A 22,751-nucleotide genomic window follows, 5' to 3' on the forward strand; every position below is an offset into this window, starting at 1 on the left:
ACGCCGATGAATCGCCCGCCGTCCGCGGCGGCCGGGCGGCACACCACACGGAGGATCGATGAATCTCGACGGCGCCAGCCGCAACCTCACCGTCGCCGCGCTGCTCACGCTCTCGGGCGGCTATCTCGACGCGTACACGTACGTCGGCCACGGCCACGTGTTCGCGAACACGATGACCGGCAACGTCGCGCTGCTCGGCATCAACCTGTCGGCCGGCGAATGGGCGGCCGCGCTGCGTCACGTGCCGCCGCTCGGCGGCTTCGTGGTCGCGGTGCTCGTCGCGCACCTGCTGGGCCTCGCCGCCCAGCGCGGCTGGATGCGCCACACCGCGTTCGCGAGCCTGATCGTCGAGATCGCGTTTCTCGGCCTGGCCGCGAGCGGGCTGGTGGGCGCGTCGAGCGCGTGGCTGATCCCCGGCATCACGTTCGTCGCGACGCTGCAGACGCTGTCGTTCACGCATCTCGAGGCGCTGTCGTACACGTCGGTGATGACGACCGGCAATCTGCGCCGCGCCGCGCAGAAGCTGTTCGTCGGGCTGATACCGCGCTACGACGCCGGCGCGCTGCACGATTCGGCGCTGCTCGCGACGATCAGCTTCTGCTTTCTCGGCGGCGCCGTGTGCGGTGGACTCGTCACGCGGCTCGCGCCCGATGTCGCGCTGTGGGGCGCGGTGTTGCCGCTCGTCGGCGCGTTCGCGGAGATCGTGCGGCGGGCGCGGCAGCGGGCGGGGGATCCGGCAGGCGGCGCGGGCGGTGATGGAGGCAACGGCAGCGATGGCGGCAATGGTAGCGATAGCGGTAACGGCAGCAACGGCAGCAACGCCACCAACGCCACCAACGGCACCAACGGCACCAACGGCACCAACGGCACCAACGGCACCAACGGCACCAACGCCGCCGCACCGGAGTACGTAGCATCGCGGCGGGCGTGACACCCAGGGGCGTCCCAGCGAGCCGCCATCTCGGTACGTTGCTGCAGCGCACTCATCGCGCCACTGATCAGCCGCCGCACCCGATCGCCCGAGCCCTGGCGCGCCGCCTCCGATGCCGGCAACCGAAGCACTCCTGCACGTGCACGACGGCGCGCCGCGACGCAGCTTCATCGCCTCCAACCCCGCACGGTCCTCGCCGCGCTGCGCCCGGCCTCCCGCCGGCGCAATCCCCGCCCGCCCAATCGACCGTTGTTCGCTGACGACAATCGCGCGTGCGCGGACGTTTCAATTTCTTTCGTTCCGCGTACTGGTCTTATGATTCTGCCGACATCGCGGGCGCCATGAGCGCCCGCGATTGCCACCCGGCTGCACACGCGGCCGGCCATGAACGGAGACACCTACAAATAGGAAAGCTCATGAAGCAGACCACCCGGCTCGCAGCCATCGCAGGGGGCGCGGCACTCGCCGTCGCCAGTCAGTTCGCCGAAGCACAAAGCTCGGTCACGCTGTGGGGCGTCGCCGACGCCAGCATCCGCTACCTCACCAACGCCAATGCGAAGAACGACGGCCTGCTGTCGATGACCAACGGCGCGATCACCAACAGCCGCTTCGGCATCTACGGCTCGGAAGACCTCGGCGGCGGCCTGAAGGCCGTGTTCAACCTCGAAAGCGGCGTGAACCTGCAGAACGGCGCATTCGCCGACAGCGGCCGCCTGTTCAATCGCGCCGCGTACGTCGGCCTGCAGAGCCCGTACGGCACGGTGACCCTCGGCCGCCAGAAGACCCCGCTGTTCGACCTGCTCGCGGACACCTACGATCCGCTCACGGTCGGCAACTACCTCGAGAACGCGTGGCTGCCGGTGGCGCTGGGCGGCGGCCTGTATGCGGACAACCAGATCAAGTACACGGGCACGTTCTCGGGCCTGACCGCGAAGGCGATGTACTCGACCGGCACGAACTACGAGTCGACCGGCGCGGGCGGCTTCTCCGGCCAGATCCCCGGCTCGCTCGGCAAGGGCAATGCATGGGGCGTATCGCTGTCCTACGTGATGGGGCCGCTGAGCATCGCTGCCGGCGCGCAGCAGAACAGCGACAACTCCGCACGCAAGCAGACCATCTACCACGCGAACGTCGTCTACGCGTTCAGCAAGGCGAAGGTCTACGCGGGCTACCTGCGCTCGAAGGACGACACCGGTTTCGTCGACAGCCTGCTCGCGCAGCAGTCGATTCCGGTCGCGAAGGGCACGGGCCGGATCGACGACGGTCCGTTCGCCGGCGTGAGCTGGCAGGTCAGCACGCCGCTGACGCTGACCGGCGCTTTCTACTACGACCACATGCGCAACGCGATGACCGCCAACGGCACGCTCGCGAGCGGCAACCGCTACGCGATCGTCGGCATCGCCGAATACGCGCTCAGCAAGCGCACGGAAGTCTACGGCACCGTCGACTTCAACAAGACGAACGGCGCCGCGAACGTCGAGCTGCCGGGCCGCAGCAACCAGACCGGCATCGCGATCGGCCTGCGCAATATCTTCTGACGAGAACCGTCGCAGCTGCGCCGCGCCACGCGCGGCGCGCATCCGGGAGGCTCCTGTGGAGCCTCTTTTTTCGCCCGCCCGCGCCGCCGCGGGCGCTCGTGCTGCCCGTAAGCGTTCCGTCGGCAATCCAGAACATACTTTGACAGTGCGCGCGACGCGTTTGCGCTACGCTGCGCGCATGGTCCGCGGTGCGCGCGGGCGTCGTTCCGGCGCGCGGGTTCGCGCGCGGCCGGCCTGATGGGTAACTTGTGTATCCGGCGATGACAAACGCGGTCCGCCGGTTTTTTTCGTGGGACGATGCGCTCACGATTTTCTTCGAAGGGGATGACGATGGGTATCCTGAATACCGTGGGTGAAATCGCTGGTGCCGTTGCGGCCGTCGAGGCTGCGGAGAAGGTCGATCCCGATGCGGGCCTGCTGACCAAGGCAGCCGCGGCGATCGCCGGCTTCAAGGGCGCGGAGGCGATCGAAGGCATGCTCGAGAAGAAGGACGAGCAGCCGCAGCAAGCAGACGACACGCAGGCGACGGACGGCAGCGACACGTCGCAGGCCTGAGCATGGCGGCCGGTCCGCGGGCGCGCCGTTCGCGCGTGCGGGCGGACCGGCGCCGCGCGGCCGGCTGGCCGGGCATGCGCTCGATCGGTGACGCATGGCACACCCGGCAACCGGGTTGAGCGGCGAGAGGCAAGGTCTCTCGCCGTTTTTTTTCGTGGCGCGCGCCCTGCGTCGGCGCTTCCCGCACGAACGCCGGAATCTTGTTATCGTGCCGTCATCCGAACTGCGATGAGGCTTGCGATGGATTTCGACTACGACCTGTTCGTCATCGGGGCCGGCTCCGGCGGCGTGAGGCTCGCCCGGATGTCGGCGTCTTACGGCGCGCGCGTCGCCATAGCGGAACAGGAGCAGATCGGCGGCACCTGCGTGCTGCGCGGCTGCATCCCGAAGAAGCTGCTCGTCTACGCCTCGCACTATCCGCACGAGCTGGAAGACGCGCAGGGCTTCGGCTGGCGCTTCGACGCCGGCACCCACGACTGGCCCGCGCTGATCGCCGCGAAGGATCGCGAGATCAACCGCCTCAGCGACATCTACATCAACCTGTTGCGGCAATCGGGCGTCGACATGCACGCCGGCCGCGCGACGCTCGTCGACGCGCATACGGTCGCCGTCGGCGAGCGCACGTTCCGCGCGCGCCACATCGCGATCGCCACCGGCTCGCGCCCGTCGCTGCCGCCGCGGCCCGGCATCGAGCATGCGATCACGTCGCGCGAGGCGCTGTCGCTGCCGGCGCTGCCCGGACGCATCGCGGTGGTCGGCGGCGGCTACATCGCGGTCGAGTTTGCCGGCATCTTCAACGGCTTCGGCAGCCGCGTCGACCTGTTCTATCGCGGCGAGCGGATCCTGCGCGGCTTCGACGACGACGTGCGGCAGTTCCTCACCGACGAGATGACGAAGCAGGGCGTCGCGATTCATGCGCACGCGGTGGTCGAGTCGATCGCGCGGGCCGACGACGGCACGCTCTCCGTGCAGGTCGGCGACGCGACGCACGGGCGGTACGATGCGGTGCTCTACGCGACCGGCCGCGTGCCGAACGTCGACGGGCTCGGCCTCGAGCGCGCGGGCGTGCTGCTCGACGCGCGCGGCGCGATCGCGGTCGATGCGTATTCGGCGACGTCGGTGCCGTCGATCCACGCGCTCGGCGACGTCACGTCGCGGCCGCAGTTGACGCCGGTCGCGACGCGCGACGGCAGCCTGCTCGCGCGCACGTTGTTCGGTGGCGCGCGCGTCGCGACCGACCACGAATGGGTGCCGTCCGCGGTGTTCAGCCAGCCGGAAGTCGCGACGGTCGGGTTCACCGAAGCGCATGCGCGCGGCGTGTACGGCGAGCTCGACATCTACCGGACGTCGTTCCGGTCGCTGCGCCACACGCTGTCGGGGCGCGACGAGCGCACGCTGATGAAGCTGGTGGTCGCGCGCGACAGTCAGCGCGTCGTCGGCGCGCACATGGTCGGCCGCGACGCCGGCGAGATCATCCAGGGCATCGCGATCGCGATTCGCGCCGGCGCGACGAAGGCGCAATTCGACGACACGATCGGCATCCATCCGACCGCCGCAGAGGAATTCGTGACGATGCGCCAGAAGGTTGCCGACTAGGGGCGATGGAGTGGCGCGATGTCGCGCCATCGGCGTGTGGGGTCTAGCGGGGCTATGAAGTCCGGGGCGTTGGCGCAGTCCGCATAGCTCGCGGAGTTCGAGCCTTCGACGCCGTCGCATCGGACGCGTCCATCGCATCGGTTGAGTCGGTCGAGTCTGACGAGTCGGTCGCATCCGACCCATCCATCGCATCCGACCCATCCATCGCATCCGACCCATCCATCGCATCCGACCCATCCATCGCCCCGTCGCATCCACGATACGCAGGCAACGCAAAAGTTCGTCAATTCGTGCCGGGACGATGCCGAGTCGGCGAAGAGCTTGGTATGATCGGCCAAAAGCATATACGGGGCCAATCATGCGCGATCAACAGCGCAATCACGCACACGACCACATCCACGACCACATGAGCGGCGCATACCGGCGCGCCGCACGCTCGCCTGTCGCCGCAACCCGTCCGTTGCGCGCGCGCTCCCAACGCATGCCGTCACCGTCGCTATCGCCATTGCCGCGATGACGCGGCGCGCGCCGCTGCGCGTCCACGGCATTTCCATCGCTTCCTCCGCCGGTTCGCTCGCGAGCCGGCGCGCCCGTGTCGGGCAATCTTTTTCGCAAGGAGACCAGCAGTGAACATTCAGACACGACGCACCGTTGTCGTCGCGGCGGCACTCGTCGCGGCGCTGTCGGGCTGCGCGACCGAATCGTCGCGCACGCTCGACGTGCCTGCCGTGAGCAGCGCGCAGAAGCCGTATGCGGGCAAGCCCGTCGCGATCGCGATCGGCAAGTTCGACAACCGCTCGAGCTACATGCGCGGGATCTTCTCCGACGGCATCGACCGCCTCGGCGGCCAGGCCAAGACGATTCTCGTCACGCGCCTGCAGCAGAGCCGCCGCTTCAACGTGCTCGATCGCGAGAACCTCGACGAGATCAAGCAGGAAGCCGGCTTCATGAAGAAGGCGCAGGCCGTGAAGGGCGCGAACTACGTCGTGACCGGCGACGTGACCGAGTTCGGCCGCAAGGACGTCGGCGACCACCAGCTGTTCGGCATTCTCGGCAGCGGCAAGACGCAGGTCGCGTACGCGAAGGTCAATCTGAACATCGTCGACACGACGACGTCGGAAGTGGTCGCCTCGAGCCAGGGCGCCGGCGAATTCAGCCTGTCGAACCGCGAAGTGATCGGCTTCGGCGGCACCGCCGGCTACGACTCGACGCTCAACGGCAAGGTGCTCGACCTCGCGATCCAGGAAGCCGTGAATCACCTCGTCGACCAGGTCGACGCGGGCGTGCTGAAGGCGACGAAGTAAGCGCGGTGCGCCGTACGGCGCACCGGATCAATCATCGAATCACAAGAGACCAAACAATGAAACGGGGAATCTGGCTGCCGGCGACGGCAGCCGCCATGCTGCTCGCGGGCTGCGCCGCGCCGACCACGCCGCCGCTCTATCAGTGGAACGGCTATCAGCCGCAGGTGTACGAATACTTCAAGGGCCAATCGTCGCCGCAACAGCAGATCGACGCGCTCGAAAAGGCGCTGCAGGAAATCCGTGCGAAGGGCAACAAGCCGCCGCCCGGCTTCCATGCGCATCTCGGGATGCTCTACGCGAGCGTGGGCAGCGAACAGCAGGCGGGCCAGGAGTTCGAGGCCGAGAAGGCGCTGTTCCCGGAATCCGCGTCGTACATGGATTTCCTGATGAAGAAGAAGGCCGCGCCGAGCGGCGCTGCGACCACCGCGGCTGCAAGCGCGCCGACCCCGTCGGCCGCCGGCCAGACGCTCGCCGGCCGCAAGAACGCCGATACGACTTCCGCCAAACAGTAACGCGCCCGCCATGTTCAAGACACTTTCATTCAAGCTGATGTCCGTGCTGTCGCTCGTCGCGCTGCTGAGCGCATGCGCGCAGCCCGTCAAACGCGCCGACTACACGGCGTTCAAGAACAGCCATCCGCGCTCGATCCTCGTGCTGCCGCCGATCAACGAAACGACCGACGTCGGCGCGACCTACGGCGTGCTGTCGCAGATGACGCTGCCGCTCGCCGAGTCGGGCTACTACGTGGTGCCGGTCGCGGTGATGGACGAGACGTTCAAGCAGAACGGCCTCACCAACGCCGCGGAGATCCAGGGCACGTCGCCGGCGAAGCTGCGCGAGATCTTCGGCGCCGATGCCGCGCTGTACACGAAGATCACGAAATACGGCTCGGTCTACCAGGTGCTGGACAGCACGACGGTGGTCGCGGCGTCGGCGAAGCTCGTCGACCTGCGGACCGGCGACGTGCTGTGGCAGGGCGCCGGCCGCGCGACCGGCAAGGAGCTCGGCAACAACGTGAACGTCAACGCGTTCGGTCTCGTCGGGATGCTGGTGCAGGCGGCGGTCAAGCAGATCGCCCATTCGCTGACCGACGAGGCGCACGACGTCGCCGCGCTGACCAGCAACCGCCTGCTGTCCGCCGGCCCGCCGAACGGGCTGCTGTACGGGCCGCACTCGCCGAAGTACGGCACCGACTAAGCGGGGCGCTTCCGCACCTCGGCAACCCCGCTTGCCCGTTGCGCGGAAGCCGCGATAGCCGATGAAACGGCCGCGCATGCGCGGCCGTTTTGCGTTGCAGCGCGAGCGCGTGCCGCACGCGCCGCTCAGTGCACGCCGAACGCGTCCAGCAGCCTGTACCAGCTCATCGCGAGCACCAGCGCCGGCGTGCGCAGCATCGCGCCGCCGGGGAAGTCGCGGTGGCGGATCTTGTCGAACAGGTCGAAGCGGCTCGCCTGGCCGTCGATCGCTTCGGCGATCAGCTTGCCCGCGAGCGCGGTCGTGTTCACGCCGTGCCCCGAGAAGCCCTGCGCGAAGTAGGTGGTCGGCGTCACGCGCCCGAAATGCGGCGCGCGGTTCATCGTGATGTCGACGAAACCGCCCCACGCATAGTCGATCTTCACGTCCGCGAGTTGCGGGAACGTCTTCAACATGTCCGCGCGCATCGCGGCCGCGAGGTTGCGCGGCGGCCGCGTCGAATAGCTGACCTTGCCGCCCCAGACGAGCCGCGTGTCCGGCGCCGGCCGGAAGTAGTCGAGCACGAAGCGGCTGTCGCAGACGGCCGCGCGCGCCGGCATCAGTGCGGCGGCGCGCGCGTCGCCGAGCGGCTCGGTGGCGATCACGTAGGTGCCGACCGGCATGATCTTCTTCGCCAGCGCGGGCGCCAGCGTGCCGACGTAGGTGTTGCACGCGAGCACCACGAAGCGCGCGCGCACGTGGCCTCCAGCGGTCTCGACGACATGGCCGCCCGCCACGTCGCGCACGCGCGTCACGCAGCTGTCCTCGTGGATCCGCACGCCGGCGTCGGTCGCCGCGCGCGCAAGCCCGAGCGTGTAGTTGAGCGGATGCAGATGACCGCTGTCGGGGTCGTACAGGCCGCCGCGATAGCGCGCCGACTGCACGAAGTCGCCGAGCGCGTCCGCTTCGACGAAATGCAAGCGCTCGTAGCCGAAGCGCCTGGCGGCCTCGTCGCGCCAGCGCTTCAGCGCATCGGCGTCGCGCTCGGTGTTCGCCGCGGTCAGGTAGCCGGGCACCAGCGCGCAGTCGATCGCATGCTTGTCGATCCGCGCCTTCACGAGCGACAGCGTTTCGAGCCCCATCTCCCAGATCCGCTTCACGTCGCTGTCCGGCATGAAGTTGCCGAACGTATCGATGTCGCACGCGAAGCCGCCGATCAGCTGCCCGCCGTTGCGCCCGCTCGCCGCCCATCCGACCCGCGACGCCTCGAGCACGGTCACCGAATGGCCGCGCTCCGCGAGGTTCAGGGCGGCCGACAGGCCGGTGAGGCCCGCGCCGATCACGCACACGTCGGCGTCGGTCGCGCCGGCGAGCGGCGCATGGCGGGTCGTATCGTTGACGGTCGCCGCGTAGTACGACACGACGTGGGGCTGGTTCGCGAATGTCTGCATGATGTGGATGTGATCGATTGGCTCAGAACAGCTCGCGCACGCGGTGATACAGCATGCCGAGTTCGAGCGCCGGCTGGCGCCACGCGTCGCCGCCCGGAAAGCGCCGGTGGCGCAGCTGCGCGAACAGGTCGAACGCGCGCGTGTCGCCCGCGATCGCGGCGGCCACCGCGCGTCCGGCGATGCCGGTCAGCGCGACGCCGTGGCCGCTGAAGCCTTGTACGTAGAAGAAGTTGCGATCGAGCGCGCCGAAGTCCGGCGCGCGGTTGCGCGTGACGTCGACGAAGCCGCCCCACGCATGCTCGACGCGCGCGTCGGCGAGTTGCGGGAACACGCCGGTCATGCGCTGGCGGATCGCTTCGGCGAGCACCTCGGGCGGCGCGCCCGCCGAGCTCGCGCGGCCGCCGAACAGCATCCGGTGGTCGGCCGACAGCCGGAAGTAGTCGAGGAAGACGTTGTTGTCGCACACGGCTTCGCGCTGCGCGATCAGCGCGTCGGCGCGCGCGCGCCCGAGCGGCTCGGTCGCGATGATGTACGACGCGACCGGCGCGATGCGCGCGGCCGTCGCGGCCGGCAGGATGCCGCCCGGCCCCGCGTTGCAGCACGACACGACGAAGCCGCAGCGCACCTCGCCCGACGGCGTGCGCACGACCGGCCGCGCGCCGCGCGCGACGTCGAGCGCCGGCGTGTGCGCATGCAGCGCGACGCCTTCGCGCCGCGCGGCGTCGGCGAGGCCCAGGCAATACTTGAGCGGATGCAGATGGCCCGACAGCGGATCGTGGACGCCGGCCAGATAGCGCGGCGACGCGATGCGCGCGCGGATCCCGGCGGTGTCGAGCCATGACAGCGACGGGTGGCCCCAGCGCGTGCGCGCCGCGTCCATCCACGCACGCAGATCGCCGACGCGGCGCGGCTTGGTCGCGACCGTCAGGTAGCCGCGCGTGAAGTCGCAGTCGATCGCGTAGCGCGCGATGCGCTCGGCGATCAGCTCGACGCCGTCGAGCGACAGCGACCACGCGGCCCGCGCGCCGGCCGCGCCGAGCTGCCGCTCGATCACGCCGTCCTTCGCGAAGCCCGTGATCGCCTGGCCGCCGTTGCGGCCCGACGCGCCCCAGCCGGGGCGGTGCGCGTCGATCACCGCGACCGACAGCCCGCGCGCGCGGCATTCGAGCGCCGTCGACAGCCCGGCGAAGCCCGCGCCGATCACGCAGACGTCGACGTCGATCGCGCCGTCGAGCACCGGATCGTTGGTCGGCGGCCGCGTGACGCTGGCTTCGTAATACGAGTCGTGCGCGAGCGCATCGGCGCGGCGGGTGAAAGACTGCGGCATCGAACCGGCTCCCTCGGAGATGGCCGGAGGCGGTGCGCGACGCACCGCGATCCGGCCGGTTGAAATGACGCGGGACGCCGTGCTCGCGGCACGGCGTCCCGCGCGGCCTGCGTCAGAACGAATAGATGAACTGCGTCGCGAGCAGGTCGTTCGACTTGCCGTACGAACCGTCGTTGCGCAGGAACACCTTGTTGTTCGCCCAGTCGTGGCGGTATTCGACCTTCACGGTGATCTGCTGGGTCGGATAGAACAGCAGGTCGAGCGCGACGTCCTGACGGATCGCACCCTTGCAGTCGAAGCCCAGACCGCCGTTCGCCTTCGACGTCGCGAGACAGTCGGCGTCCACGCCGAAGCCGTTGTACGGATCCATGCCGTTGCCGTTCAGCGCGATGCCGCCGCCGCCGCCGCCGTTCTTGCTGTTGACGAGCGCGTCGTAGCGCAGCGTCACGCCCATGCGGCCGACCACCGGCGCGTTGAACTTGCGGTGCGCGAGCAGCGACAGCCCGTACCACTGTGCGAGCCCGCCGTTGTACGCCGCATTCTGCTGCTGGCCGTAGTCGAGCTCGGCGTTGTACTGCGTGTCCGCGAGCATGTAGGTCGCATCGAGTTCGCCGAAGAAGAACGTGCCGTAGCCGCTCCCGCCGTTGCCGCCCGGCCCGTAATGCACGACGCCGTTCGAGTCGATCGCGCTCGCGAGCGTCTGCCGGCCGATGTTGATCGAGCCGCCGAGATCGAGCGCGCTCGACCACGTGTAGTCCGCGCGCGCGGTGAAGGTCGGCACCTTGTTGCTGGTCGTGATCGGATCGCCGAGCGCGTTGGTGCCCGTCTGCGTGACCGAGCCGTAGGTGCGGTACTGCTCGTTGCCGACGAAGAACTTCCACGCCCAGTTGCCCTTCGTGTAGTTCGCGCCCGCGCCGACGTAGCTGCCCGGATCGGAGAAGTCGTACAGCAGGTTGTGCGTGAGCGTGAGCATCTGGTTCGACTGCTGCACCTCGTAGCCGCCGAAGCTCGGGATCAGACCGGCGACCAGCGTGGTGGTCGCGCTGATCGGCACGTTGATGACCGCGGTGTTCAGCAGGTTGTCGGTGATCGAGCCGCGCGAGTTCTGCAGCAGCGTGATGCCGTTGCCGCGGTTCGGCATCAGCGTGATCTCCGCCGACGGCGCCATCGGGCCGACGCCGAAGGTCTTCTTGATGTCGAGGTACAGATCGCCGAACGTGCTGTTGAAGTAGTTGTACGCGTTCTCGTGGTTCGCGAACAGGAACGACGACGAGCCGGCCGCGCGGTTGTAGATGTAGGTCGGATCGAGGTAGCCCGTCACCGACAGGCCCGCGAGCGGCCCGGTGGTGGCCGCGTCGGTCAGCGAGTCGACCTTCAGCTGCTGGTTCGCGATCTGCTGCTTCATTTCGCTGACTTCGTCGTTGGTCAGCGCGGCCTGCGCCTTGCCGTAATCCGGCGACGACGGGTCGGCCGCCACGATGGCCGGCCGCGCCGTGCCGCCGGAGCCGGCCGCCCCGGCCGCGCCGGCGTGGGCGACCGCGGCGCCGCCCGGCTGCGCGGCGAGCTGCGCCTGCATGGCCTTCATCTGCTTCTGCAGCGCGGCGACCTGCGCCTGCAGCGCCTTGATCTCGGCGGATGTGGAGCCGGCCAGCGCGACGCCCGGCAACGCGCCGGCCACCAGCAGGCAGATCAGTTTCTTCTTCATTGCGGACTCTCCTTGTCGTGCACCTGTCAATGTGTGATCTGTATTGCGCGCCGCATCGCGCGGCGCGCGGTCATGTTATGAACAGCTGGAAACGCAACTCACGCGGCCGCGAACGCCGCCTTCATGTCGGCCACGCGGCGTCGCTCGCGCGCGATCATCATCTGGTTGACGACGATCACGCCGATCGTCACGGCCGAGATGAACAGCGTCGCGAGCGCGTTCATCTCCGGGTTCAGCCCGAGCCGCACGCGCGAGAACACCACCAGCGGCAGCGTGGTCGAACCCGGCCCGGACAGGAACGCCGACAGCACCAGATCGTCGATCGACAGCGTGAACGACAGCAGCCAGCCGGACAGCAGCGCCTGCGAGATCAGCGGCAACGTGACCACGAAGAACACCTTCAGCGGCGTCGCGCCGAGATCGAGCGCCGCTTCTTCGAGCGACTTGTTCATCTCCTTCACGCGTGACTGCACGATGATCGCGACGTAGGACACGCAGAGCATCACGTGGCCGATCCAGATCGTCACCATCCCGCGGCCCTTCGGCCAGCCGAACATCTGCTCGAGCGCGACGAACAGCAGCAGCAGCGAGATGCCCTGGATCACCTCGGGAATCACCAGCGGCGCGTTGATCATCCCGGTGTACAGCGTGAAGCCCTTGAAGCGGCCGAAGCGCGCGAGCACGAAGCCGGCCCACGTGCCGATCACCACCGATGCGGTGGCCGTCAGCAGCCCGATCTTCAGCGACAGCCACGCGGCAGTCAGCAGCTCGTCGTCGTCCAGCAGCGCCGCGTACCACTTCAGCGAGAAGCCCGACCACACGGTCACCAGCTTCGACTCGTTGAACGAGTAGACGACCAGGCTGATGATCGGGATGTACAGGAACAGGAAGCCGAACGCGAGAACGCCGGTCGACAGCGGTTTGCTTGGCTTGATCATTTCGCTTCCTCCAGTTCCTTGACCTGGTAGTACTGGAACAACGCCATCGGCACCAGCAACAGCAGCACCATCGCGACCGTCACCGCGGACGCCATCGGCCAGTCCATGTTGTTGAAGAACTCGTCCCACATCACGCGGCCGATCATCAGCGTGTCGGCGCCGCCGAGCAGTTCCGGAATCACGTATTCGCCGACCGCCGGAATGAACACCAGCAGGCTGCCGGCGATGATCCCGTTCTTCGACAGCGGCAGCGTGATGCGCGTGAACGCGACCCACGGCTTCGCGCCGAGGTCGTACGCGGCCTCGAGCAGCGTGAGGTCCATCTTCACGAGGTGCGCGTACAGCGGCATCACCATGAACGGCAGATACGAATAGACCATCCCGATGTAGACGCCCGCGTCGCTGTGATAGAGGCGCAGCGGCGTATGGATGATGCCGAGCGCGATCAGCGCGTGGTTCAGCAGGCCGTCGTCCTTCAGGATGCCGATCCATGCGTACACGCGGATCAGGAACGACGTCCAGAACGGCAGCATCACGGCCATCATCAGCACGTTGCGCCGGCCGGGCTCCGCGCGCGCGATGTAGTAGGCCATCGGATAGCCGATCAGCAGGCACAGCAGCGTCGACACCGCGGCCATCTTCAGCGAGCTGAGATAGGTCGCGATGTACAGGTCGTCCTGCAGCAGGAACGCGTAGTGCGACAGTTGCAGCACGAAGTGCACGGCGCCGTCCTTCATCTCGACGAGCGACGTGTACGGCGGGATGCTCATCACCTGGTCGGCGAAGCTGATCTTGAACACCAGCACGAACGGCAGCGCGAAGAACACGGTGAGCCACAGGAACGGCACGCCGATCGCGACGCTGCGGCCCGACGGCAGCAGGCGCGACAGCGCGGCGAAGCGGCTGCGGCGCGCGCGGCCGGCGCCGGTGCTGGCCGCGCCGGCGGAAACCGGCGCGGACGGAGTGGAAGCGGAGGTTCTGATCATGGCGTCCTCATTGCGTCAGCACGACGCCGCTCGCCGGCGACCACGACACGAACACGTCGTCGTTCCACGACGGCGCGTCGTCGCGCATCAGGTTCGAGCTCGACAGGTTCGACACGACCGTCTTGCCGCTCGGCAGCCGCACGTGATACAGCGAGTAGCTGCCCATGTACGCGATGTCGGTCACCACGCCGCGCGCCCAGTTGTGATGCGAGCCGGGCTTCTCGCGCGACACGTTCACGCGCTCCGGGCGCACCGAGATGCCGACCGGCATCCCGAGCGGGCCGGTCACGCCGTGGCTCACGTACATGCGCGCCTCGAGGTCGTCGCTCTCGACGAAGATGTGATCGGGTTCGTCCTCGACCACGCGCCCCTCGAACAGGTTCGTCGAGCCGATGAATTCGGCCGAGAAGCGGCTGTTCGGGTATTCGTAGACTTCGCCGGGCGTGCCGATCTGCACGATCTTGCCTTCGCTCATCACCGCGAGCCGGCTCGCCATCGTCATCGCTTCTTCCTGGTCGTGCGTGACCATCACGCAGGTCACGTCGACCTTCTCGATGATGTTCACCAGTTCGAGCTGGGTCTTCTGGCGGATCTTCTTGTCGAGCGCCGACATCGGCTCGTCGAGCAGCAGCAGCTTCGGCCGCTTGACCAGCGAGCGCGCGAGCGCGACGCGCTGCTGCTGGCCGCCCGACAGCTGATGCGGCTTGCGCTTCGCGTACTTGCTCATCTGCACGAGCGCGAGCGCGTCGGCCACGCGCTCCTTGATCTCGTTCTTCGGCGTGCCTTCCTGCTTGAGCCCGAACGCGACGTTCGACTCGACCGACATGTGCGGAAACAGCGCGTACGACTGGAACATCATGTTCACCGGCCGGCGGTACGGCGGCAGCGACGCGAGGTCTTCGCCGTCGACGAAGATCTTGCCGGAGGTGGCCGTCTCGAGGCCGGCCAGCATGCGCAGCAACGTCGACTTGCCGCAGCCCGAGCTGCCGAGCAGCGCGAACAGCTCGTTCTTCGCGATGGTCAGGTTCACGTTGTCGACGGCCGTGCTGTCGCCGAACTTCTTCACGACGTTTTCGATGCGCACGAACGCGTCGTTCTTCGAACGGGCCACGGCGGCCGGCTGGGCCTGGCGTGCAGCAGCGGAAGAGGGTATCGATTGCATGGGATTCACCATTCGTTCTTCACGGATTGCAGGCATGAGCGTCCCCGCACGAGGCGCGCAACGCGACTCGCGGACGAACGGCTCGTGCCGGATGGAACCGGGCGCGCGGTGCGCGCGGGCGGACGGACGGTCCGCCGATTCAGGCGGGCACGCGTTCAGTACGCGCGTGCGCCGCCATGACGAAGCCGGCTCAGTGGCCCGTCTTCAACTGCGCCCACAGACGGTTTTCGAGGCGCAGGATGTCGGCCGGCATCGGCTTCATCAGCACCATCTTCTTCAGCACGTCCTCCGGCGGATAGACGGTCGGGTCCTGCGCGACGGCCGGCGTGACGAACTGGTGCGCCGCCTTGTTCGCGGTCGGATAGAACACCGTGTTGGTGATCGCCGCGTTGACCTTCGCGTCGGACACGTAGTTGATCCACTTCATCGCGGCCTCGGGGTGCGGTGCATCCTTCGGCACCACCATCACGTCGAACCACAACAGCCCGCCTTCCTTCGGGTTCGAGAACTTGATGTCGTACGCGCGTTTCGCCTCGGCCGCGCGGCGATGCGCGATGCCGACGTCGCCCGACCAGCCGAGCACGACGCACACGTCGTTGTTCGCGAGGTCGTTGATGTAGCCCGACGAGTTGAACTGCGTGATGTACGGGCGAACCTTCTTCAGCACCTCGAACGCGGCCTGGTAGTCGCCGGGGTTCTTGCTGTTCGGATCGCGGCCCATGTACTGCAGCGTCGCCGCGAACACGTCGACCGCCTGGTCGAGGAACGACACGCCGCAGCTCTTCAGCTTCTCCATGTTGGCCGGGTCGAACACCAGCGCCCAGCTGTCGACCGGCGCCTTGTCGCCGAGCGCCTTCTTCACCGCCTGCGCGTTGTAGCCGATGCCGTCGGTGCCGTATGCCCACGGCACGCCGTACTGGTTGCCCGGATCGGCGTCCGCGATCATCTTCATCAGCAGCGGATCGAGGTTCGCGAGATTCGGGATCTTCGACTTGTCGAGCTTCTGGTAGACGCCGGCCTGGATCTGCTTGGCCATGTAGTTCGACGTCGGCACGACGATGTCGTAGCCCGAGCTGCCGGCGAGGAGCTTCGCCTGCAGCGTGTCGTCGCTGTCGTAGTTGTCGTACTTGACGTGGATGCCGGTCTGTTTCTGGAAGTTCGGGATCGTGTCCGGCGCGATGTAGTCGGACCAGTTGTACACGTTCAGCTCGTCCGCGTGGGCGCACGGGCTGGCGACCGACGTGAACGCGGCAGCGGCGGCGAGGGCCGCGATGGAACAGGCTTGGCGAAGAAAGCAGGCACGCATGGTGGAGTTCCCCTGGTTATGGCGGCGTGCGGCGCCCGCCGCACGCCCGTAGTCAAAGCCGTTACGAAAGGCCCAGCTGCTGGGCGGTTGCATCGACGGCTTTCTTCGCCTTCGATACGAGTTCGTCGATTTCCTGACGCGAGATCACGAGCGGCGGCGACAGCAGCATCCGGTCGCCGGTCGCACGCATGACCAGGTTGCCGTTGAAGCAGAAGTCGCGGCAGATCGTGCCCACCTCGCCGCCGTTCGCGAAGCGGCGGCGCTCGGCCGGCGCCTGCGCGAGCTGCAGGCTCGCGACCATCCCCTGGCCGTGCACCTCGCCGACGATCGGATGCTGCGCGAAGGTGTCGCGCATCAGCGCCTGGAAGTACGGGCCCGTGTCGCGCTTCACGCGCTCGACGATGCCTTCGTCGCGCAGCAGCTTCAGGTTCGCGACCGCGACGGCCGCCGCGACCGGGTGGCCCGAGTACGTGAGGCCGTGATTGAACTCGCCGTTGTCGATGATCGGCCGCGCGACGCGCTCGTGAATGCCGACTGCGCCCATCGGCACGTAACCGGACGTGAGGCCCTTGGCCATCGTGATCAGGTCGGGCTCGAAGCCGAAGTGCTGGTGTGCGAACCATTCGCCGGTGCGCCCGAAGCCGCCGATCACTTCGTCGGCGACCAGCAGGATGTCGTACTTGCGGCAGATCCGCTGGATCTCCGGCCAGTACGTCGACGGCGGGAAGATCACGCCGCCCGCGCCCTGGAACGGCTCGCCGATGAACGCGGCGACGTTCTCCGCGCCGAGCTCGAGGATCTTCGCCTCCAGTTGCTGCGCGCGGGCGAGGCCGAACGCTTCGGGCGTCTCGCCCGCTTGCGCTTCGCCGAAGAAGTACGGCTGATCGATGTGCACGATGTGCTCGACCTTCGACGGCATCTGCTCGTGCATGTAGTCCATCCCGCCGAGCGTCGCGCCGGCGATCGTCGAGCCGTGATAGCCGTTGTGGCGCGAGATCACGTACTTCTTCTGCGGCTTGCCCTGCACGCGCCAGTATTGATAGACGAGGCGCAGCACGGTGTCGTTGCCTTCCGAGCCGCTGTTGCAATAGAAGAAGTGGTTGAAGCCCGCGGGCGTGACTTCGGCGAGCATCGCCGACAGTTCGATCACCGGCGGGTGCGTGGTCTTGAAGAACGTGTTGTAGAACGGCAGCTCCTGCAGCTGGCGATACGCGGCGTCGGCGAGTTCCTTGCGGCCGTAGCCGACGTTCACGCACCACAGGCCGGCCATCCCGTCGATGATCTTGTTGCCGTCCGAGTCCCACAGGTACACGCCGTCGGCCTTCACGATCACGCGGCTGCCCGCGCGATTGAGCGCGCCCATGTCCGAGAACGGATGGATGTGGTGCGCGGCGTCGAGCGCGCGGTATTCGGCGGTCGTGCGCGCCTGCGTGGTGCGCGGTGCGGTGGCCGGCGCGGCCGGCTGGACCCAGGCGGATTCGTTGCGGTAAGTCATGTTTTCTCCGTATTTCCTTGATGCGATCGTGCGCTGCTTACACGTGCAGCAGCAGATGGCGGCGTTCCCACGAGCTGATCACGCGGAAGAACGCTTCGTATTCGGTTTCCTTCAGCGCGAAATACGCCTTCAGGAACTTGTCGCCGAGGATGCCGGCGAGCGGCTCGCACGCGGCCATCAGCGTGAGCCCTTCCTCCAGGTTGCGCGGCAGTTGGTACGGCAGCGAGTAGCCGTCGCTGACGAGCGGCTCGGTCGGCTCGAGGCGCTGCGTCATCCCGAGGTAGCCGGCTGCGAGCGTCGCCGCGAGCGCGAGATACGGGTTGCAGTCGACGCCCGGAATGCGGTTCTCGATGCGGCGCGCGGCCGGCCCCGAATGCGGAATGCGGAAGCCCACCGTGCGGTTGTCGTAGCCCCACTGCACGTTGATCGGCGCGGCCATGAAGCGCGACAGCCGGCGATACGAGTTGATGTACGGCGCGAAGATCGGCATCAGCGCGGGCGTGTACTTCTGCAGCCCGGCGAGGTAGTTGTAGAACAGCGACGTCGCGCCGCCCGTCTCCGGCGACGTGAACAGGTTGCGGCCCGTTTCCTCGTCGACGATGCTCTGGTGCACGTGCATCGCGGAGCCCGGCTCGCCTTCCATCGGCTTGGCCATGAAGGTCGCGTACATGCTGTGGCGCAGCGCGGCCTCGCGCACCGTGCGCTTGAACAGGAACACCTGGTCCGCAAGCGACAGCGCGTCGCCGTGCATGAAGTTGATCTCCATCTGCGCGGCGCCCACTTCGTGGATCAGCGTGTCGATGTCGAGGTTCTGCATTTCGCAGTATTCGTAGATGTCCTCGAACAGCGGATCGAACTCGTTGACGGCCTCGATCGAATACGACTGGCGGCCCGTCTCGGGGCGGCCCGTGCGGCCGACCGGCGGACGCAGCGGCAGGTCCGGATCCTTGTTCATGTCGACCAGGTAGAACTCCAGCTCGGGCGCGACCACGGGCTTCCAGCCCTTCGCCTTGTACAGCTCGAGCACACGGCGCAGCACGTAGCGCGGCGAGATCTCGACCGGCGAGCCGTCGAAGTGCACGCAGTCGTGGATCACCTGCGCGGTCGGATCGACGGCCCACGGAATCAGGCGGATGGTCGACGTGTCGGGCACGCACACCATGTCGGGGTCGGTCACGCCGGTCAGCGAACCGTCTTCCGGATATTCGCCGGTGACCGTCTGCACCATCACGGCCTGCGGCAGCCGCATCGATTCGCCGGACGTGAACTTGTTGCGCGGCGTGATCTTGCCGCGCGCGATGCCGGCCATGTCGGGGATGATCGCTTCGATCTCGGTGATCCGGTGCTGCTTCAGAAAGTCTTCGATGTCTTGCATGTTCGTTCTCGTTATGTGGGTCGGCGCGCTCATGCGAGCGCAGCGGAGCACGCGGCCTGCGTGCGCGCGTGGCGGCGTGCGCGGCATGCGTCGCCGAACGCGCGGAAGATCGCCGTGGACAGCGGGTCCTGCGCGTGCCGCCATTCCGGATGCCATTGCACGGCGAGCGCGAACGCCGGTGCGTCGACGACGCTGACGGCTTCGATCAGACCGTCCGGCGCGACGGCTTCGACGGCGAGGCCGGCGCCGAGCTGCGCGATGCCTTGCTTGTGCAGCGAGTTGACGTGGACGTCGTCGCGGCCGCCGGCGAGCGTGTGCAGCAGGCCGCCCGGCGTCAGATGCACGACGTGCGCGGGGCCGTACTGCGTGTCCATCGGCGCGTCGTCGTCCTCGCGGTGATCGTCGAGGCCCGGCACTTCGTGCACGCGCTGATGCAGCGTGCCGCCGCAGACGACGTTCAGCTCCTGAAAGCCGCGGCAGACGGCGAGCACCGGCACGCCCGCGTCGAGCGCGGCGCGCAGCAGCGGCAGCGTCGTCGCGTCGCGGGCCGGATCGTGCTTGGTGCCGGGCGCGCTCGGCTCGCCGCCGTATCGATGCGGCTCGACGTTCGAGTAGCTGCCGGTAAACAGCAGGCCGTCGACCGTCGCGAGCACGTCGTCCACCGACTGGCGATCGCCGAGCGCGGGCAGCACCATCGCAAGCGCGTGCGCGCCGTCGACGATCGCCGCGACGTACTTGTCGCCGACCGTATGCGACGCGTGAGCGCCGATCTGCGTGAGGTCGGCAGTGATGCCGACGAGAGGTTTCCTTTCCATGACGTCTATCAGTTGTGCGTAGGGCGTGTGCGTGCGCGGTTCCCGAACGTGCAGGAACGCAGGCGCGACACGGCCCCGCAGCCGCGCGCAACACGCGAGGCCGCTGATGAATGGGCACGACGGGACGATTGGCGACCCGTGCTGTGCGCGACGGTCAGGCCGTCGTTCGTTTCGCTGCGCGACGCGACGCAGCAACGAATGCGCGAACGCGTTCCGTCACCGCGCGGATGGCGCGGTTAGCGAGCAGGCAGCAGAAACGAACGACGAAAAAGGGGAGAGGCGCTACGGCAGCAGCGACGCGACTTCGTCGGTGTCGACGGCCACGAATGCACGTGCGGAAACAGCGTTGTGACGCCGAACGGAACGACGGGACAGGATGGTGTAGATCGACAGGTGCAGCAGGCGAGGACTATGCCAGCCGCAACTGCCATCGGAAGCGGGTCCGGCGCTGCGCGAACTTCGCGCATCGCGTCGATCCCACCTCACCAGAGGGCCACGGACTCTCACGATTACACTCGACTGGGTTGTTGAAAGTATTGAACACCTGATCGTTTCGGCGCGCGAGGCGTTTAAAATAATCGAGGTGCCCGATCCGCATCATTGACGTCGAACTGCACCGGTTTTTGCGTTGCGATAACGCTTTTGGTGCGGATGATCCACGAATGACGCTGACCTGAGAGCCAGCATATACGAGCCAAAAACGCCGTCAAATGTTTTTTGTCGGTGTCGTGTCAGGGCTTTCCCGAGGCATTCCGAATAAAAGATTCTTAAATGGAATGACCCGCTCGCTGTTCATTATTTCGAACGCCTTTCAGGGTTTTCCCCGCTGATCCGGGCGATAAAGTGATTAGAATATTCAACGGCAGCCAATGCGTCGCTTCACTTTTTTCCCGCACTCCTATCGTGTCCGAAACCGAATCGATGTCCACTGAAGTCGCCGAGCGTCTGCGTTTCGTGCGCAACAAGCATGGCCTGTCGCAGCGCGAGCTCGCAAAGCGCGCGGGCGTGACCAACGGCGCGATCTCGCTGATCGAACAGGGGCGCGTGAGCCCGTCGGTCGGCTCGCTGAAGAAGCTGCTCGAATGTATTCCGATGAGTCTCGCCGAGTTCTTCACGTTCGAACTGGTCGAGTCGCGCTCGGTCGTGTCGCGTCGCGATCAGATGCCGAACCTCGGCAACGACGCGCTCGCGTTTCATCTCGTCGGCGCGGGCGTGAAGGATCGCAACATGTGCATCATGCGCGAGATCTATCAGCCGCTCGCCGATACCGGCGCGGAGATGCTCGCGCATGCGGGGCACGAGGGCGGCGTCGTCGTGTCGGGGCGGCTCGAGCTGACCGTCGACGGCGAGACGTGGCTGCTCGATCCCGGAGACGGCTACTACTTCGAAAGCCGTTTGCCGCACCGTTTTCGCAATCCCAGCGCGGAGCAGCTCTGCGAGGTCGTGTCGGCCAATTCGCCGGCCACCTTCTAACCGCGCATCACCGCATTCGCCGCCGGCAGCGTTGCCGTTGCGCGGCGTGCCGCAGCGCGAATGCCAAACAATGAGAAATCCTGATGAACAAGTTGACTTTGGCTGACTGGCAGGACAAGGCGGCGTCGCTCCGGATCGAAGGGCGCGCATTCATCGACGGCGCGTCGCGCGACGCGCACGGCGGCAAGACGTTCGACTGCGTGAGCCCGATCGACGGCCGCGTGCTCGCGAAGGTGGCCGACTGCGGCGAAGCCGACGTGAACGCGGCGGTCGCGGCCGCGCGGCGCGCGTTCGACGCCGGCGTGTGGGCCGGGCTGAACCCGCGCGCGCGCAAGGCCGTGCTGCTGCGCTGGGCCGCGCTGATGCGCACGCATCTCGACGAACTCGCGCTGCTCGAGACGCTCGATGCGGGCAAGCCGATCGGCGACACGACGACGGTCGACGTGCCGGGCGCCGCGTATTGCGTCGAGTGGTTCGCCGAAGCGATCGACAAGGTTGGCGGCGAGGTCGCGCCGGCCGATCATCATCTGGTGGGCCTCGTCACGCGCGAGCCGGTCGGCGTGGTCGCGGCGGTCGTGCCGTGGAACTTCCCGATCCTGATGGCCGCGTGGAAGTTCGGGCCGGCGCTCGCGGCCGGCAACAGCGTCGTGCTGAAGCCGTCGGAGAAATCGCCGCTGACCGCGATCCGGGTCGCGCAGCTCGCGTACGAGGCCGGCATCCCGGCCGGCGTGTTCAACGTCGTGCCGGGCGCAGGCGAGCCGGGCAAGCTGCTCGCGCTGCATCGCGACGTCGACTGCATCGCGTTCACCGGTTCGACCGCGGTGGGCAAGCTGATCATGCAGTACGCCGCGCAGTCGAACCTCAAGCGCGCGTGGCTCGAGCTCGGCGGCAAGTCGCCGAACATCGTGCTGCCCGATTGTCCGGATCTCGAGCGCGCCGCGCAGGCCGCCGCGGGCGCGATCTTCTACAACATGGGCGAGATGTGCACGGCCGGCTCGCGCCTGCTCGTGCATCGCGACATCAAGGACGCGTTCATCGAGAAGCTGGTCGCGGCCGCGCGTGCGTACGTGCCGGGCAATCCGCTCGATCCGTCGGTGTCGATGGGCGCGATCGTCGACGGCATCCAGCTCGAGCGTGTGCTCGGCTACATCGAAGCGGGGCGCAGCGAGGGCACGCTGCTCACCGGCGGCGCGCGCGTGCGGCAGGAGACGGGCGGCTTCTACGTCGAGCCGACCGTGTTCGAAGTGAAGCCCGACGCGAAGATCGCGCGCGAGGAGATCTTCGGGCCGGTGCTGTCGGTGATCGTGTTCGACGATGTCGACGAGGCCGTGCGGATCGCGAACGACACCGAATACGGGCTCGCGGCCGCCGTCTGGACGTCGGACCTGACGACCGCGCACGACGTGTCGCGCCGGCTGCGCGCGGGCACGGTGTGGGTGAACTGCTACGACGAAGGCGGCGACATGAACTTCCCGTTCGGCGGCTACAAGCAGTCGGGCAACGGCCGCGACAAGTCGCTGCATGCGCTCGAGAAATACACCGAGCTGAAGTCGACGCTGATCCGGTTGCGTTGAGGTGGGAGCGGGGCGCGTGGCGCCGTACCGCCGCCGCGCCCCGTCTG

General features: G+C 67.5%; 20 protein-coding genes. 9 read left to right on the forward strand and 11 right to left on the reverse strand.

Annotated elements, in window-relative coordinates:
- The first annotated feature begins 58 nt into the window (after positions 1-58).
- The 7 genes from AK36_RS14455 to AK36_RS14485 all read left to right on the forward strand — a co-directional run bounded on the left by AK36_RS14455 (position 59) and on the right by AK36_RS14485 (position 7,121).
- A complete protein-coding gene (locus AK36_RS14455; protein WP_045578709.1) occupies positions 59-931 on the forward strand; it encodes a YoaK family protein in 873 nt (290 codons plus the stop codon).
- Between the two features lie 416 nt (positions 932-1,347).
- Positions 1,348-2,469, forward strand: coding sequence for a porin (locus tag AK36_RS14460; RefSeq protein WP_014723803.1), 1,122 nt, complete (start codon positions 1,348-1,350; stop codon positions 2,467-2,469).
- Positions 2,470-2,799: 330 nt separating this feature from the next.
- Complete coding sequence (locus AK36_RS14465; protein ID WP_034192573.1) at positions 2,800-3,024, forward strand: hypothetical protein; 225 nt, start codon at positions 2,800-2,802, stop codon at positions 3,022-3,024.
- Between the two features lie 240 nt (positions 3,025-3,264).
- A complete protein-coding gene (gor, locus tag AK36_RS14470) occupies positions 3,265-4,620 on the forward strand; it encodes a glutathione-disulfide reductase (protein ID WP_045578710.1) in 1,356 nt (451 codons plus the stop codon).
- Positions 4,621-5,246: 626 nt separating this feature from the next.
- On the forward strand, positions 5,247-5,924 hold the full coding sequence (locus AK36_RS14475; protein ID WP_014723798.1) for a CsgG/HfaB family protein: 678 nt from the start codon (positions 5,247-5,249) through the stop codon (positions 5,922-5,924).
- A gap of 56 nt (positions 5,925-5,980) precedes the next feature.
- Complete coding sequence (locus AK36_RS14480) at positions 5,981-6,436, forward strand: DUF4810 domain-containing protein (RefSeq protein ID WP_041493910.1); 456 nt, start codon at positions 5,981-5,983, stop codon at positions 6,434-6,436.
- 10 nt (positions 6,437-6,446) lie between these two features.
- Positions 6,447-7,121 carry a DUF799 domain-containing protein gene (locus AK36_RS14485; RefSeq protein WP_011886242.1) on the forward strand — a complete coding sequence of 225 codons (675 nt, stop codon included), beginning with the start codon at positions 6,447-6,449 and terminating at the stop codon, positions 7,119-7,121.
- 125 nt (positions 7,122-7,246) lie between these two features.
- On the opposite strand, the gene AK36_RS14490 is transcribed toward AK36_RS14485, so the two are convergent.
- The 11 genes from AK36_RS14490 to AK36_RS34290 form a co-directional block, all read right to left on the reverse strand.
- On the reverse strand, positions 7,247-8,548 hold the full coding sequence (locus AK36_RS14490) for an NAD(P)/FAD-dependent oxidoreductase (RefSeq protein WP_045578711.1): 1,302 nt from the start codon (positions 8,546-8,548) through the stop codon (positions 7,247-7,249).
- A gap of 22 nt (positions 8,549-8,570) precedes the next feature.
- Positions 8,571-9,875, reverse strand: a complete 1,305-nt coding sequence (locus AK36_RS14495) for an NAD(P)/FAD-dependent oxidoreductase (protein WP_011886240.1) — start codon at positions 9,873-9,875, stop codon at positions 8,571-8,573.
- 112 nt (positions 9,876-9,987) lie between these two features.
- Positions 9,988-11,580 (reverse strand): DUF3138 family protein, encoded by a 1,593-nt coding sequence (locus tag AK36_RS14500; protein WP_014723794.1) that lies wholly within the window; start codon positions 11,578-11,580, stop codon positions 9,988-9,990.
- 98 nt (positions 11,581-11,678) lie between these two features.
- Entirely contained in the window at positions 11,679-12,518 is an 840-nt protein-coding gene (locus AK36_RS14505; protein ID WP_011886238.1) for an ABC transporter permease subunit, read from the reverse strand.
- Complete coding sequence (locus tag AK36_RS14510) at positions 12,515-13,501, reverse strand: ABC transporter permease subunit (protein WP_041493993.1); 987 nt, start codon at positions 13,499-13,501, stop codon at positions 12,515-12,517. The genes AK36_RS14505 and AK36_RS14510 overlap by 4 nt, the downstream gene beginning before the upstream one ends.
- 10 nt (positions 13,502-13,511) lie before the next feature.
- Positions 13,512-14,666 carry an ABC transporter ATP-binding protein gene (locus tag AK36_RS14515; protein WP_014723792.1) on the reverse strand — a complete coding sequence of 385 codons (1,155 nt, stop codon included), beginning with the start codon at positions 14,664-14,666 and terminating at the stop codon, positions 13,512-13,514.
- A 190-nt stretch (positions 14,667-14,856) separates the two neighbouring features.
- Positions 14,857-15,972: a polyamine ABC transporter substrate-binding protein gene (locus AK36_RS14520; RefSeq protein ID WP_011886235.1), complete on the reverse strand. Its 1,116-nt coding sequence runs from the start codon at positions 15,970-15,972 to the stop codon at positions 14,857-14,859.
- Positions 15,973-16,033: 61 nt separating this feature from the next.
- On the reverse strand, positions 16,034-17,467 hold the full coding sequence (locus tag AK36_RS14525; protein WP_011886234.1) for an aspartate aminotransferase family protein: 1,434 nt from the start codon (positions 17,465-17,467) through the stop codon (positions 16,034-16,036).
- A 37-nt stretch (positions 17,468-17,504) separates the two neighbouring features.
- Positions 17,505-18,842 (reverse strand): glutamine synthetase family protein, encoded by a 1,338-nt coding sequence (locus AK36_RS14530; RefSeq protein WP_011886233.1) that lies wholly within the window; start codon positions 18,840-18,842, stop codon positions 17,505-17,507.
- A gap of 29 nt (positions 18,843-18,871) precedes the next feature.
- Positions 18,872-19,657 carry a gamma-glutamyl-gamma-aminobutyrate hydrolase family protein gene (locus AK36_RS14535; protein WP_011886232.1) on the reverse strand — a complete coding sequence of 262 codons (786 nt, stop codon included), beginning with the start codon at positions 19,655-19,657 and terminating at the stop codon, positions 18,872-18,874.
- Positions 19,658-19,939: 282 nt separating this feature from the next.
- Positions 19,940-20,164: a hypothetical protein gene (locus tag AK36_RS34290; protein WP_011886231.1), complete on the reverse strand. Its 225-nt coding sequence runs from the start codon at positions 20,162-20,164 to the stop codon at positions 19,940-19,942.
- 414 nt (positions 20,165-20,578) lie between these two features.
- Between AK36_RS34290 and AK36_RS14540 the strand changes: the two genes are divergently transcribed.
- Positions 20,579-21,130 (forward strand): cupin domain-containing protein, encoded by a 552-nt coding sequence (locus AK36_RS14540; protein WP_011886230.1) that lies wholly within the window; start codon positions 20,579-20,581, stop codon positions 21,128-21,130.
- Between the two features lie 83 nt (positions 21,131-21,213).
- Positions 21,214-22,704: an aldehyde dehydrogenase gene (locus AK36_RS14545; protein WP_045578712.1), complete on the forward strand. Its 1,491-nt coding sequence runs from the start codon at positions 21,214-21,216 to the stop codon at positions 22,702-22,704.
- The last annotated feature ends 47 nt before the right edge of the window (positions 22,705-22,751 follow it).

The sequence above is a fragment of the Burkholderia vietnamiensis LMG 10929 genome (assembly GCF_000959445.1).
In the GTDB taxonomy this organism is placed as follows: Bacteria; Pseudomonadota; Gammaproteobacteria; order Burkholderiales; family Burkholderiaceae; genus Burkholderia; species Burkholderia vietnamiensis.

Excerpts from the sequence above, each read along its gene's own strand:
- AK36_RS14455 (WP_045578709.1), top strand. The coding sequence starts at position 59 with ATGAATCTCGACGGCGCCAGCCGCAACCTCACCGTCGCCGCGCTGCTC.
- AK36_RS14460 (WP_014723803.1), top strand. The coding sequence starts at position 1,348 with ATGAAGCAGACCACCCGGCTCGCAGCCATCGCAGGGGGCGCGGCACTC.
- AK36_RS14465 (WP_034192573.1), top strand. The coding sequence starts at position 2,800 with ATGGGTATCCTGAATACCGTGGGTGAAATCGCTGGTGCCGTTGCGGCC.
- gor (WP_045578710.1), top strand. The coding sequence starts at position 3,265 with ATGGATTTCGACTACGACCTGTTCGTCATCGGGGCCGGCTCCGGCGGC.
- AK36_RS14480 (WP_041493910.1), top strand. The coding sequence starts at position 5,981 with ATGAAACGGGGAATCTGGCTGCCGGCGACGGCAGCCGCCATGCTGCTC.
- AK36_RS14485 (WP_011886242.1), top strand. The coding sequence starts at position 6,447 with ATGTTCAAGACACTTTCATTCAAGCTGATGTCCGTGCTGTCGCTCGTC.
- AK36_RS14490 (WP_045578711.1), bottom strand. The coding sequence starts at position 8,548 with ATGCAGACATTCGCGAACCAGCCCCACGTCGTGTCGTACTACGCGGCG.
- AK36_RS14495 (WP_011886240.1), bottom strand. The coding sequence starts at position 9,875 with ATGCCGCAGTCTTTCACCCGCCGCGCCGATGCGCTCGCGCACGACTCG.
- AK36_RS14500 (WP_014723794.1), bottom strand. The coding sequence starts at position 11,580 with ATGAAGAAGAAACTGATCTGCCTGCTGGTGGCCGGCGCGTTGCCGGGC.
- AK36_RS14505 (WP_011886238.1), bottom strand. The coding sequence starts at position 12,518 with ATGATCAAGCCAAGCAAACCGCTGTCGACCGGCGTTCTCGCGTTCGGC.
- AK36_RS14515 (WP_014723792.1), bottom strand. The coding sequence starts at position 14,666 with ATGCAATCGATACCCTCTTCCGCTGCTGCACGCCAGGCCCAGCCGGCC.
- AK36_RS14520 (WP_011886235.1), bottom strand. The coding sequence starts at position 15,972 with ATGCGTGCCTGCTTTCTTCGCCAAGCCTGTTCCATCGCGGCCCTCGCC.
- AK36_RS14525 (WP_011886234.1), bottom strand. The coding sequence starts at position 17,467 with ATGACTTACCGCAACGAATCCGCCTGGGTCCAGCCGGCCGCGCCGGCC.
- AK36_RS14530 (WP_011886233.1), bottom strand. The coding sequence starts at position 18,842 with ATGCAAGACATCGAAGACTTTCTGAAGCAGCACCGGATCACCGAGATC.
- AK36_RS14535 (WP_011886232.1), bottom strand. The coding sequence starts at position 19,657 with ATGGAAAGGAAACCTCTCGTCGGCATCACTGCCGACCTCACGCAGATC.
- AK36_RS14540 (WP_011886230.1), top strand. The coding sequence starts at position 20,579 with ATGTCCACTGAAGTCGCCGAGCGTCTGCGTTTCGTGCGCAACAAGCAT.
- AK36_RS14545 (WP_045578712.1), top strand. The coding sequence starts at position 21,214 with ATGAACAAGTTGACTTTGGCTGACTGGCAGGACAAGGCGGCGTCGCTC.